General features: G+C 43.9%; 10 protein-coding genes. 2 read left to right on the top strand and 8 right to left on the bottom strand.

Annotated elements, in window-relative coordinates; genetic code table 11:
• Positions 1-6: 6 nt before the first annotated feature.
• Together R50912_RS03670 and R50912_RS03665 are read right to left on the bottom strand one after the other, a co-directional pair.
• Positions 7-801 (bottom strand): hypothetical protein, encoded by a 795-nt coding sequence (locus R50912_RS03670; RefSeq protein ID WP_042232532.1) that lies wholly within the window; start codon positions 799-801, stop codon positions 7-9.
• Positions 802-936: 135 nt separating this feature from the next.
• A complete protein-coding gene (locus R50912_RS03665) occupies positions 937-2,040 on the bottom strand; it encodes a slipin family protein (RefSeq protein ID WP_042232530.1) in 1,104 nt (367 codons plus the stop codon).
• Between the two features lie 721 nt (positions 2,041-2,761).
• Here R50912_RS03665 and R50912_RS36330 point away from each other — a divergent pair.
• The gene (locus R50912_RS36330) at positions 2,762-2,845 is read left to right on the top strand and encodes a putative holin-like toxin (RefSeq protein WP_219214875.1); all 84 of its coding nucleotides are present in this window, start codon (positions 2,762-2,764) and stop codon (positions 2,843-2,845) included.
• Positions 2,846-3,056: 211 nt separating this feature from the next.
• Here the strand turns inward: R50912_RS36330 and R50912_RS03655 are convergent, their stop codons facing one another.
• The 4 genes from R50912_RS03655 to R50912_RS03640 all read right to left on the bottom strand — a co-directional run bounded on the left by R50912_RS03655 (position 3,057) and on the right by R50912_RS03640 (position 9,049).
• A complete protein-coding gene (locus tag R50912_RS03655) occupies positions 3,057-5,471 on the bottom strand; it encodes a restriction endonuclease-like protein (protein WP_042232526.1) in 2,415 nt (804 codons plus the stop codon).
• Positions 5,443-7,632 carry an McrB family protein gene (locus R50912_RS03650; protein WP_042232524.1) on the bottom strand — a complete coding sequence of 730 codons (2,190 nt, stop codon included), beginning with the start codon at positions 7,630-7,632 and terminating at the stop codon, positions 5,443-5,445. Before R50912_RS03650 ends, R50912_RS03655 begins: the two co-directional genes overlap by 29 nt.
• Before the next feature lie 43 nt (positions 7,633-7,675).
• A complete protein-coding gene (locus tag R50912_RS03645) occupies positions 7,676-8,365 on the bottom strand; it encodes a nuclease-related domain-containing protein (protein WP_042232522.1) in 690 nt (229 codons plus the stop codon).
• A 186-nt stretch (positions 8,366-8,551) separates the two neighbouring features.
• On the bottom strand, positions 8,552-9,049 hold the full coding sequence (locus tag R50912_RS03640; protein ID WP_042232520.1) for an aspartyl-phosphate phosphatase Spo0E family protein: 498 nt from the start codon (positions 9,047-9,049) through the stop codon (positions 8,552-8,554).
• Between the two features lie 153 nt (positions 9,050-9,202).
• Between R50912_RS03640 and R50912_RS03635 the strand changes: the two genes are divergently transcribed.
• The gene (locus R50912_RS03635) at positions 9,203-9,448 is read left to right on the top strand and encodes a helix-turn-helix domain-containing protein (RefSeq protein ID WP_042232518.1); all 246 of its coding nucleotides are present in this window, start codon (positions 9,203-9,205) and stop codon (positions 9,446-9,448) included.
• Between the two features lie 675 nt (positions 9,449-10,123).
• Here R50912_RS03635 and R50912_RS03630 read toward each other — a convergent pair.
• Positions 10,124-11,353 carry an Eco57I restriction-modification methylase domain-containing protein gene (locus R50912_RS03630; protein WP_042232516.1) on the bottom strand — a complete coding sequence of 410 codons (1,230 nt, stop codon included), beginning with the start codon at positions 11,351-11,353 and terminating at the stop codon, positions 10,124-10,126.
• Positions 11,354-11,381: 28 nt separating this feature from the next.
• Positions 11,382-13,538 (bottom strand): ATP-binding protein, encoded by a 2,157-nt coding sequence (locus R50912_RS33805; RefSeq protein ID WP_063840060.1) that lies wholly within the window; start codon positions 13,536-13,538, stop codon positions 11,382-11,384.
• Positions 13,539-13,614: the final 76 nt, after the last annotated feature.

The following is a 13,614-nucleotide window of genomic DNA, read 5'->3' as shown; positions in this document are numbered from 1 at the left end:
ACGTCATTACAAAAACGCACCGAAATACAACTCTACCGCCTCCTGCGAATAACCGTCATCCCCCTGCCACTCCGCCATAGAGTTATAATCAGAACTCCCGCCTCTGCGCTTCCGGGGTGTGTCCCGCGGTACCAGCAATCCGGCATAGCCCCAGATCTCCATGATTACATCCCGCTCATTCTTGCTCGAAGGAACCACGTCCTTCCACCGCTTCTCCAGCATCCGCGCACTCTCATGGTCCGCACAATCCCGTATCGCTTCGAGCATCCCGGAGAGTATGGCAGTATCCTCGGCGGTAACCTCGAACTCTTCTTCTTTACTTAATAATTCAAGGTCCAGCCAGCAGTATAAAAGCCAGTTCAGACGAATCCCACCCCACTTCACCCGTTCGAAATTCTGCACATTCAAGTCCTCATTCATATATTCCCGGTCAGACATTAATCTGCGAAAGTTACAATCCCCGCAGCTGCTATAATTGGGCCGTACAACACTCCGCTGCTCATAGGTATGCACAGGTACACCGGAAGTCAGGACCCAGCTCGAAAGGGCGCTCCGCAAATGGACCTTCTTCGTCGACAGACTGTGCAGGAACGCAGCGGCTACCCGCTCCTTAGTAATCGTCTGGTGCAGCTCATGCAGCCGCAAGACAATCTCGTCATGAGATATGGTCACAGGATCGAACATTAGGCCTTTGCTTTTGGCATAGTCGAAATCCTCACCGGTGAAGGCAGCAGGACTATTCTTCCAGCCGGCAGAGGTCCAGAAGGTGTTCATCAGGATTTTCTTTGCTTTGTTGTCCATGGGATCACTTCCTCGGGTTTGGCTTAATCGGCTCTCTAGCTTAGTTCTATAGCTTCTATGTAATCACCTGTTTTCCGGAACTTTGACTAAGCTTAATTCTATCTATCTATAAAAAATAGACCGCCAGGAGGCGATCTACTTATTACTGCCAATAAGCGAGCTTAACCGCTCCAGCAGGTCTCCACCGCCCGTAACAGAGATGGAACCGATTTTGTCGCATATTTTCTCAAGGAATTCCAGCTCCTTCAGACGGAACAGGGTCTGATTCTCGTCCATCAGCTTCGCCGTATTGAGCAGGCTTCGTGTCGAAGCTGTCTCTTCCCGGCGGGTAAGCAGGTTCGCTTGCGCCTTCTTCTCTGCGAGCAGGACGGTGTTTAGGATATCCTTCATTTCCCCCGGCAGAATGACATCCTTCACCCCCGCCCCGAGGAAGCGTACCCCGAACGCTTCTTCCTTCTCCTGGATACGGGACAGAATGAATGTGGCAACATCCTCTTTTCGTTTCAGGAGATCGTCTAGCTTCAGCGTCCCGACATACTCCCGGAGCAGGAGCTGAAGCTGGATGTGTATCTGCTCGTCAAACCCCTTCATCTCCAGAACGCGGTGCGGACTTACGATGGTGTACTGGCATACGAAATTCAGACGCAGCGAGACCTTATCTTCTGTCATCATTTCCTGGCCAACCAGATCCATCTGCTGCTGTCTTAGATCGACTGTCTTCGTCAGCACCGAGACCGGTCCCTTCCAGAAATAATACTTACCCGGCGTAAGCTCCCGCTGGAGCGTATGATCATAGAACAGGAATCCCTGCTCGTAGCTCGCGATTTCGCAGCACTGCACGTACGGAGTAAGCTTCGGGATAATCGAGCGGTCGATCCCGGCAGGCAGCTCCGGCTGCCCTATATCCGTATGTACGAAGGTGTGCTTCCTGAGGAGGTTCCAATAAGCATACACACCCGGCTTCAGCACTTGCATGAATTGGCCATCCTCATAGTGCAGAACAATCTCATGATCCTGTACGCGTACGACATCGAGCTCCCGCAGGAGTTCATCATCCTGTAAAAATAGCTGCAGGTCTTTGCCCTCGACAATAAACGGTTTGGCAATATTCAGTACTGCCACTGTATGCTGCGACCATGATAAGTAACGGTAGGTTCCCGGTAGCAGCCGCTTCACATAACTTCCCTTATGAAAGAGCAGACCGCGCTGATCCGCTTGAATCGTGATTTGCTTCAACATATGTATGCCCCCTTCATGTTTGACCAATGGCTGACAGAATCCCGCTGCAGCTCAGGCGGAATCACATTTGAGACAGACGGGTCTGCCGGGAGGTCCGGGAGGACATTTGAGTCCGAGGCTAACCCATACTTCAGCCGGCCTTCGTTCCCTTCTGTCCTTGCCACAGCCTCCCCAGCTGCCGCACCATCGGTATCCACGGATTGCAAAGCCCTACTACAGTGCGCTATACCAGCCGCTGGAGATTCTGTCCATTGGTTTCCTTACTCAGATTGTGCTTCAATTGTCGCTCGATGGAAATCGAGTACTGTACCAACGTCGCTTAGAAGGCGATTAGGGACTCTTACCGAAACGGACCGTACAGGATACCGTAACATACATGCCGGCACTGCGGGATCAACTGAGATCCCCGCCTCGTTACGCCCGCCCGGATAAGAACCGGATGCATGATGAACGCGCTCGGCGTTATCTTACAGGTCCTATCATCGCTGATATCCAGCGCAACGAACATGGCGAAAGTATTACGACGGAAGAATAAATTTCCAAGAGAGGAACTTGGGGGCATAGAAAAAAGCCCAAAGGCAGGTGTGGGGAGCCCTGCGCTTGAGCTTTTTTGGGGGATTGGGTTCGTATATTCAAATTTTTCCATTCATGATATAATCGCAGAAGCAATGGAAGGCTTATATGGGCGGTCGGCTAATCTCCCGGAAGGGGGGTGACGCCAATGGAGGTTTATCAAGCATTGTCCCTGATGTTCATGTTCGGCATGTTCATTATCGCGCTGCTAAATTACCTCAAAAAGAAATAGACCGCCCTTCTCAAGGGAAGCGGTCTATTCTTTGACTGGTCTACCTTTAAAAGCCTCCGCCCTTAAAAGCGGCTATTGCGCAGAGAGTCGTGTTACCAGCACGGCTCTCTTTGCCATTGTACGCTGTTTCTGAGTTCATTATACCATGGTGACAATGTTTTACAACGTAAAACACAACCATGGATTCACTTTCTTCACTCTATTTATTTCACTATATATTCCTAACCTCCACAACACTACCCAAATCCACATACTCCTCATGATCCAGCCTCACCTTAACTCTGCCCTTACGCCGCTTCTCCCGCCATTCCCGGAGCGCTTCCTCCGTTTCCAGCCGGAGCTCAGCAATCTCCAAGGACCGGTCCAGGATATACTTACTGGTGTAGAGCACCGTGAGAATTCCTTGTCCTCCTAGCGTAATAGGAACAGCTAAGCTCTTCCATTCCTCAACCGTGAAGCGTACATACAGATCCTCCTCGGTACCCGGCCGACAAGGGACTTCCTTAATCTCCTTACGCTGCAGCACCTTCCAATCCGCTACCTTCCCTACCCAGTGAATGCCTGTTTTGGCGGGATCAACGAACTTTTTGCGAGATTGGCACATGGCGACGTATTCGAGCTGAGTGAGGATTTTTACATCGGATAGATTCTTAAGCGGCATATGATAAAAAGCTTCCCGCACCGCCACCGCTACCTGTTCCGGCCCCCGGACTGAACCGACCAGCACATTTTTGCCCGCCAGCTGATTGGCGTAGTATTCTTTCGTCCCACGTGGACGTGTCGAGCGTTCGTAAGCTTTTTCCGGACTATCCTGAATAATCTCTGCCAGGAATTGCTCCACCAGACTTGTGGAATTCGGCAGGAACGGCAAGGCGCCAATGTTGAGCAGCCCGATGCTTTTGTAGAAACGGTGGGACTTGTACCGCTCCTCATCAGGGTACGGAAATAACACATACGCCCCGAACATGCTTCGTTCGTATTCCCCGGAGCCTATCTCCTGATAGACTATCGCGTCCCGGTAGCGGTGCATCGTATTAATGTCATCCTCTTCCGGCCCAGGCTGACCATATTTCTGCTGATAAGAAGTCCCCTCATACGCCGGATTCAACCGATACTTCGCATCGAACACATACTTATACTCCTTGATCTGACCCGCATCCTTCTTCTTCAAGGTAAGCACATTGTCAGGACGTTGACTGAGCGTTGGGGTCCTATCTGTTCCAGGAATCGCATTATAGTACAGGATGAACTGCTCCCCGTTAACAGGATTCTCATAGACCATCTTCGAGCTCTGCGAGCGATCCAGCGTCACAAAGATCCCGTTCCGGTTCACCTTAATGATATCCTGCTTCACCAGCCTATACTTCTGCCCCAGAAGCTGATTCAGCTTAAGGAAGCACCAGTATTCATAGAGCTGCGCGACATCCTTCATGGATAGGCGAAGCAGGTCACCTTGAATTGACAGGCCTTTGAGCAGCATGAGATAACAGCGATAGACCTCCCGGTATCCGGGGGCCATCTGCAGCACTAGTGTTACGGATATCTGCTTCAGCGCTCCGGCCTCCCGCAGAAAATCTATCTTAAGCACCCGCTCCAGCTGAGTGAGCATCGTGTCGATTCTTCGGATGAGCTGCGGATCTGAGGTCCGGTTGTTCTTTTTCCAGCGGTTCTTAAGCTCCTTCAGCTTGCCATGAATCCGTTCCAGCATCCAGCGGACGAACCGGTTCTCACTTGTATCATAGGCGAGGCGCTTCCGTGTCTCCATTAAGTGGGATGCTGTGTAGCTCCGGTTACCGATGGTTAAGAACCCATGGTTCATGTCTTCTCTTAACCGTTCAGGATGCTTCGCGAGCTCACGGATGTTCTCTCTTCCGGCTTTCTTGACCCGGCCTGCATCCATTAACCGCCGCTCCTGGAGCAGCGCAACATTAGGATTCTTGTTGATCCGCTCAACGGCATCCAAGAGCTGTCTGAATACATGCTGTAGGATGGCGAAGAACTCCGTCAGGCTCTGATGCTGCGTCTCCTTAAGGCCAGTTAGCTGATAGGTCCGGCGCAGAAAATCAAAAGCCAAATTATAGATCTGCGCATTCACCTCATGCAGAAGGTTCTGGTAATCCCGCTTATATTCCATCTTCGAGGGGAAAATCTCCATCTCCACCCGCAGCAGCGTCTGCCCTTCGCCCCGGATCTCCCATTCCGTCAGCCCAACCTCATTCCCAAAGTTCAGCACACCTGCAAGGATAGACTCACCTAGAGGCTTAACCGCCTGCCGGAGCAGCACATTTTCATGATAGAAAGTAAGCTTGGCCGCCTTCTTATTCTGAATCACCAGTTCATACGGCTGCGTCTCATAAAAGCAAGGAAAGGAAGACTCCCCCGGCTGCCAGTCGATCAGCCCATAGGCTTCAGGCGAGAACACCTTAATCTGTACTTCCCCAAGCCGCTGCGAGCAGGTAATTCCAAGCTGAGCATTCACCCACTCCTGCTCCGGAGAGCGATGAAGCTGCAACGTCTCCACCGTAGGATGATAGGGCCGCCCCTGCACATATAGCGTAAAAAGCTCCGTCTCGATACGGAGCAATTCCACCGCCTGATTAAGAAAGCCAGTATGAGGTGAATCCATCTTCCTCCAGCCTCCTCAGCATATAAGCCAATTTACGGGCACTTTGCGGATGCTTGACCCCAGGCGGATTCTGCCCGGCAGCCCATTTCATATAGAGCGGAGAAGCATCATCGTCCATGAGTTCTTGAACATTAACCGCAATGCCGGCACCGCTGCCTGTAGCAACCTTCATCAGATTAAGCAGCACCCGGCGCACGGAGGAATGACTTCCCTGGATACGCGGCAGAATCTTTTGCAGCAGCTGCCAGTCAAACGCCTCTTCCTCATCCATCAGGCCAAAGCGCTCGTTATAGATCATATAGAAGCAAATCGCATCCCGCACCCGGAAGCCCACATGAGCATGGATATCCTCCAGCAGCGTATTGATCTGAACCAGTCTCTCCGTCGTCCGCACAACGAGCTCCTGATGAGTATCATAGGCATCCACCAGCTGCAAATAATCGGAACGGAGGAAGAGATGATTCAGCTCCTTAAGATCAGCGGGATCACCAGCGTCCTGCTCAGCCCCTTGCGGATACTGCTGCAGATTGATGTAATTGAACTCTAGGGTGCTTGCGCGGTCGAGAACTTTTTTGCTAAAAGGATGCGTAGTCTCGTCCATATTCACCGTCCCGATCAGAAATACATTCTCCGGAATGCCCAGGCCTCCATATTTCACTTGGTCCTCAGGCGTACCCAGCAAGGCACGAGAGATCAGCTCCTGCGTCTGAATCTCACTCTCCCGCCACTCCTGCGTCTCCAGCACACTTAGCAGATCACTGAAATAATGCTCCACCCGGGCCAGATTCATCTCATCCAGACAGATAAAATACGGCTTATGCCGATTCTCCGGCTGCCGCGCCTCCACGAACACCTGCGTCATCGGACCCGGCTGGAACCTGCCCGACAGATCCTTATACCCCAGCAGATCCGCAGGATCACTCCAATCCGGCCGCACCGGAATCAACGTATACTGCCCATTATCCCGCGTCGCCCCCAGCGCCTCCGCGAACAGCTTCACCAGCCGCGTCTTCCCCGTGCCGGATATACCTGCTAGGATGACAAAAGGCTTCGCCTTCAGCGAGAGGTAGAAGTTCTCGATCAGATGCTCAGGGAAAAAGAAGCCTTGGCGGCGGATGTGGGATTGGATTTGGTGGAGGAAGGCTGAAATGCTAGAATCGGATGGCGGTAGAATAGGAATCACCTCACGCAAGCTCTCCATACTGGAGGCAACCTCATCTTGCTCTAGAATAGTAAAATCAGGCCAATTCACTTCTGTCGTGAGTGATTGAAGCACTTGAAGCCCTTGTCTTGAAAAGCGGAACAAATACCCTTGATTCACTCCGCCTCCAGTATGGAGCGGTCCTTGGGTTATGTTCAATTGCATAATTTGCTGATTGAACTGTTGTAGCGCAATGGACGGAATAAGTTCTACATAATGGGTGCGAACCAGTCTTCCTTCCTCTTGCCAACCCGTATTAGCCATAGAGCCTGGTTTCGGTGCCTCGACTGCCGCAGCTGTAACCTGGCTAACATAACGAATAGCCTTATTGGAATAATGAAGGATGATATCTCCTTCTTTAACTTCCTTCATCGTCTCCCAGTGATATAGCTTACGGCCTTGAGTATTCAGTAGAGGTGCCCACAGAATTCCCGCTTGCTTCTCCGCTTGAATGGTGGTTCCCTGATTCACCCACCATACATTAGGCTTCGGCTTATACGTTATAAACTCTAAACGGTATTCGAAAGGAACTCCTGTCGCAAAGAAATCTATGTATTCGGCTTGATCTTCAGGAACAACAACCTGAGGCCGCTTCGCATCATCCGCTAGTTGATTCGTTCTCTCTTGCATAATGTAGGAATACGAATGCTTGAAGGCTTCAATTAACAACTCCTTCAGCGTTTGATTTCCGTTATAGCGAAGTTGAAGAGCTTCCCGACTAGCCGATGCTTGATCAATTTTAAATAGCGTAGCTTCATAGTCTCGATCTTCGTGAATGAGCTTAACCTTTATTCCTTCACCCAGGTTAGGCTGTTGACCTTGATTAGCTTCTAAGAAATCCGGATGAAATTCAACTGGAATATGAGTACCGTCACGAAAGATAGAAAAGTCCACTTTTTTACGGCCGATTAGGTTAGCTATCTCTGTATCCTTCCACCAGCTTCGTAGTTGTTTGATCATGTATGTTAACTCCCTTTGTCCAATGATAGGTCTTGTACTGATGCTACGCCTTAGTTCCCTTTATTCTCTGTACATGAAGCTTACGAATCTCGGGATCGGTGATATTAGCCTTAATCAAATGATCGTATATCGTTTGGACCTGCGCCGCAGAAATAGGAGGTTCATGAGTTCCCGTCTTCAAACTGATCAGCTTCCTAGAGATATACTCACTTAGTTCCACATCATAGACAACCAGCTCGTCTGAATGAATCTTCCGCAGCTCAGGATCAATACTGAACCGACATCTCATGGTGAATGAGATCATGGAGATGAATTTCACTGCCGCTACACCTTTTATCAGACTCTCAATGGCCTTGATATGTCCGTAGTTTTGCTTCAACGGATTATACATCTTATAACGATTGCTCACTGACCATTGCTGATCCGTCCGCCCACCCTTAATTTCCCCATTGTAGTTTTTCGTCTCAATGACAAATAAGCAATATGGGGAAATGACAATATGATCAATCTGAGCATAGCCTGTTCGAGACTTAGGATTAGGGAGCAACAGATCACTTAACGATTTACATTCTTTAGGTAGCTGATCCAGTTGGATATTGATTTTATGCTCGCCTAGCTCACCAATTCGTGTGGAGGCAACCTTTGATTTGGGCTTTGGAGTTTGTGCCTTAGTCACAGCCTGTGGCGGTTTAGGGTTTGATTTTTGAAAGAGTGTCCTTAGTGCTTTAAACATAGTCCAACCTCATATCATCTGGATTTACAATATGTATGGTAATTCGACAATATGGGAGGGATTCCCTTCCAAAAATCAGCATAAGAAAAAAGACTGTCACATGGACAGCCTAATAATAAAGTATGCATTTATCACTCTTTGCTCTGATACTAATGTACTTTAACAGCATGTTTCACAGGACATGTCCTAGTCCGAAAGCACTGGAGGGGCAATAGAGGCATTTGCAAGCTGCATACCATCCTTAAGCCCTTGTAGATATAAGCGTTCATAAATAACGGCTTGCTTCAATTGAAGCTTGTCCTCCCAGTACTCAAACTCTGGCATATGTGCAGTGTCTATGGACTCAAATAATGCTTGAAAAGCTTTACTCTCTTCTTCAAAAGGAAGTCTAGGCTCGGACTGATACTCGATCTGTGCGGTAACCTCATTCAATCGACTTTGAATCGTCTGTATAAACCATGCTGGAAAGCTCACCACATCCCCTCCAAGACAGAATTTCAAACGAAATGAAGCTGTATGTCCACTTTTTTCTTGATACATCTGATTAATGAGTTCATCTACCTTACGACTTTGAGCCTGAACCGCTTCATTGCTGCTTAGCGGAATTCCCTGATCCAATGATTTATTTCCGAGTTCATTCAGCTTGCGCTTCTCCTCCTCATATTTCTGCATCAGATGTTGCATCGCACCCTCTCCTTCGTGGGAAAGCTATATCTGTAGACGATGTACAGAAAAATTTTACTGCGTTTATCGGTTTATTTTATTTTAATTCGATATTCGCATTAAAACAACAGTTACCTCGCATACAATTTGGTTAAATTGTGAGGTGACACGGAAATGAGACATCGCAAAGAGCCCCCTGGTGACAAAAACATCATCGGGACCCGAGTTATAGCTATTCGAAAGGCTAAGCGAATGAAGCAAAAGGATTTCCTCGCTAGGTTACAAACCTTTGGTTTAGACATCAGCCCAACCAGTTTATCGCGATTGGAGGGTCAATATAGGCTCGTGCAGGATTATGAGGTGGTGGCAATAGCAAAGGCGCTGGAGGTTTCTGTTGGGGAGTTGTTGGGGGATGGGTGAAGAAGGATATTACAAATTTCTCATTTAATATCTAATCTTTAAGTGAATAGCAGCTCACATGCACTATGAACATATGAATATATGAGCTTATCCGTAATTCATGTAGCTAAATCCTTAACTTACATATTTAGAACTATTAATTTTATTCCTTCTGTATACATTTTTTTGCTTGTAGAAGCTTTTCGTCAACAAGATATTAACAAATCGGTAAAAGTTCTTCTCAAAAAAATCCCTCCTCCGGCTTGTTTGAGCAAGTTACGAAAAAGGGATTTCCAGTCTGATTTCCGTGGCTATCAGGCACCGCAGAACTCGAGCCTATCTCAGCCTTGAATATAAAATTTTGGAATAGCGCCGGTTAGGTGGTTATTCATCACAGGATTTTAAGTCTTGAAGTAGCTACTTTAGCCCCTTATCTATACCATAGAAAGACCGCACATAAATCCTTTAACCACGCGGGTTAACGTTTTTTTGTTCAAAACACTTCTACGTTCAGGGATTGGGATATGCAGCCATGTTAGCAAAAATGTTAGCAGAATGAAGGGCAGCAACTTTATGTTACTGCCCTCTTAAGTATAAAAACTAATCGCTCCCAATAGTGAAATGGTGAGAAGTATATTGAATTAACCATTAAAAATTTTTAATGAAGCCGTTGTATTATCTAAGATTCCGAAAAAGCTATAAGGAAGCAACTTTATCATATTTTTTTTCCATCACAATCACGTACTCTTTGTTCATCGAAGAAACAGGTTTACTTTTAACTCTTGAAATTTTTTTTGGAGTTCGCTTAGATACAATTTCTCTTTCCAACATTTCTAATGTTATAAATCCAATTTGTGTTAAATAATTGACCGTAATTTCTTTCAAATCAATTTTAACACCATCAACTGTTCTATTCCCTAAAGTCATTATAATATGTGAACTTGTAACTTTAGCTAATTGATCAAGAAATAAAAAATAATCACTAAAAAACCTTAAAATCTTTTTATGCTTTTCAGGAGTTATCTTTTCTAAATAGGGGACTAATAGCTCACTATCAACATGGCCATCTTTCCCTTGAGAAAATGCTCCACCTAGACTATTTGAATCTATAATTGCATAACTATCAAGCTCCCAACCTTCCAAAACTAAATCTTGATCATCAATCCAATATAATGCTAACATTGAGAATTGCCCATATGGAACTGTTGTATTATTATCACCGTACGGTGGAGAAGTAATACAGATATCAAAATTATTTTCAGAAAAGGAGTCCATCAATTCAAGTGTATTTCCTTTATAGAGCCTGAAATGTTCAAAACTTTTGTTAAACTTGTACCAATTTAATTCAATTGATTTGATAAAATCATTGATCGAATTGTTCTCCATTTTATTAATATCTTCATTATTCTTTGTATGTAACTTATATGTTGAACTACGTGAATTACTATACTTTCGAACGATATCACTAAACATACACCAAAAAAACAACCTGTTCTTTTGATCATCTATTTCTTTAATTGCTTGTCTAATGTGCGTCAATGAAATTATAATATCTTCTCTAAACCATTTATTTATGTTTACAAAAGTATGCGCATTTCCTTCAAATGGAGATGACAAAATCTTCTTAATCTTGTGTATATCAGAAGTAATATTATGCGTAATCCCTTGGAGTTTAACTTTTGTAATTAAATTGGCAAGAGGATTGATATCACACCCTACCAATTGCACATTACCAGATATTTCCAAGGCTTCGTATAATGAAGTTCCTGATCCATGGAAAGGATCAAATATGCTGATTGTTCTTGTTGTATCAATTAAGTCAGCCAAAATACTTTTCTGAACCGGAGCAACCATTACAGCAGGATATAATACGGTACCATGAATATCACTCTTTTTTTTATAATCCTTGAAGGCTATATTTCTCATCTGTTGATCATCTCCGAGTTATTAAGTGTTACACCTCAAGCTGCCAAGGTGAACCTATTCTTCTCCAGTCTATCACAGTATTATTCAAAAGTTCGTTTATGATCACTAAAAACAAACCTACATCTTTCCCTATATCCTCAAGATTTTTTTCAGAAAGTGATTTTGTAGATTTATGAGCTCCTAAGTGAGACTTTTTAATTGTTGACTCATAATCCTTCGCAGTTAAGACATTTTTAAAATCTCGGTAACTTGGCAAACCTAAACCCTTACTTATTTCTCCTACAAGATAATCGTTTTCGATAATTGCTTTTATTAAGGTAACCACCTTGTCCATCAATCTGTCCGAAGAACTTTTTTTAAATACATACGTTACCTTTCCAGACATTTCCCATTCATAAACTGATAATTCAAAAACAGAGCGTAATGAACAAGCAATGACCTCAATATATGATGTTCTTGTATTCTTAAACAATCTGTTTAGTTGATCAACAAGATCATTAATTGGAGTATTTTGAAACTTAATTTTGTATCCACTTTTGGCCTCATTAGGAATAAGAATACGATCTGTTTTTTTTGTTTCTAACGGCTCTGCTATCTTTTCTAAAACATGAATCTTAAGACTAGTGGTTACTTTTCCGCTTAATGAATCCTCAAAGCCAAATGATATATCGCGCTCTCCGGAGGAAGAAATTATTAATATTTTGTTTTCAATAATTAATCCATTTGCTTCACATTGAATTTTATCAAAATTAACCGAATTACCATATGAGTCTTCTGCTACTTCAAAGAAATCGACTAAATTGATTGGTTCAAGTGGTAACTCGAAAGCCAGTTCCCTTTCTTTTAAATTTAAAAATGGTTCTTGAAGTTTATTGGATGGTGTCGAAGTTCCATCCTGAGGGTTTTCAGGATTTGTTCCTTCTTCTTTTTTATCACTCTTAGGTGGATCATTTTCAGGTGGATATGTATTATGATCATGGGCTGCTTTCTCTTCTTCTGCTTTCTTTTTTTCTTCTTCTGCTTTCTTTTTATTTCTTTTCTTGATTTCGTTCTTAATTTCCGACCCTTGCTTTTGAATAAACAAATTTATAGCAGATAGAATGTTCTTTATATCATTTGTTAGTTCGTTTTCTTGGAACTGAGTTCGGTCTGAGTTAAACTGTAGTTCTGAATCATCAGTAATAATTTGAACAATTCCAATCATTTGAGCCATGCTATCTCCAGCTCTTTTATACCTGGAAATTTCGGGATCAAACAATGTGTAATTGTTAAAAAGGTTTTTATTGATAAAAATCAAAGGAGTTAATTTTTCAGTTAAAGTATTAGTAGGATCAATAAACAATTTATCCGGGCTTGTCTTTCCTTTACCTCCCGTAAAATCATATAGCATAAGGTCTAATTCCAGTTTGAATCTATTTATATTTGTAAAACTATCTACAGGGATAGACTTTTTATCCGGATTCCACGGTCCAAATTTAGAATGGTTAAAATATTGAATATCAATTTCATGAGAATCTGAATCATATGTTACTCGAAACATTTTATTATCTTCGTAGTATTTCTCAAGGGACAATTCCTTCTTTGTTCGATATATCCTCCCTTCTATTTCCAGAATAATTTCAAACGTATTGTCAATAAAAGAATTCAATATTTTATCTCTATTGACTTGATCTAATAAATATGATTTTAAATTTTCAACACCAAAACTGTTTCTCAATTGAATCTCTATTTTTGTACCTTTCCTAAGATCTCCATTGAGAACATCATCAATAATCACGTTATAATTTGACACATCATCTAGACCTAATATTTCATTATAATCAATTGAAAAACATCGTTCCTTATCTTTAATCGTTTTCCACGTAACTTTATCCCCGAACTTAAAAACAGATAAGAAGCCTAACCCTTTAGAACCTTGTATGTAGCGGTTATTGACAAGCTTACCATATTGCTTAGTGCTCTTTGATATTTGAAGCAAAGTGGAGATGTCTTCCTCATTCATTCCTTTTCCATCATCCTGAATTGTCATTATTTGTTTACTTGTATCTAAATTTATTGATACAGAATTTGCTCCAGCATCATAGGCATTTTTAATTAACTCGTTCAATGCAATTATATTGGAAGGAATCTTCTCAGAGAGTTCTCCAATTGCATTTCCAGACACTTTTAATTTATACTCTGCCAAATTCAACACACTCCTGAATACAATTATCTTTCTTTTAACATCAATGTAATTTTAATCCTTATACTATAACATAATA

Origin of the sequence: Paenibacillus sp. FSL R5-0912 (assembly GCF_000758605.1) — a bacterium.
Classification (GTDB): Bacteria; Bacillota; Bacilli; order Paenibacillales; family Paenibacillaceae; genus Paenibacillus_AQ.
This window is presented reverse-complemented; position numbering and strand designations above follow the sequence as displayed.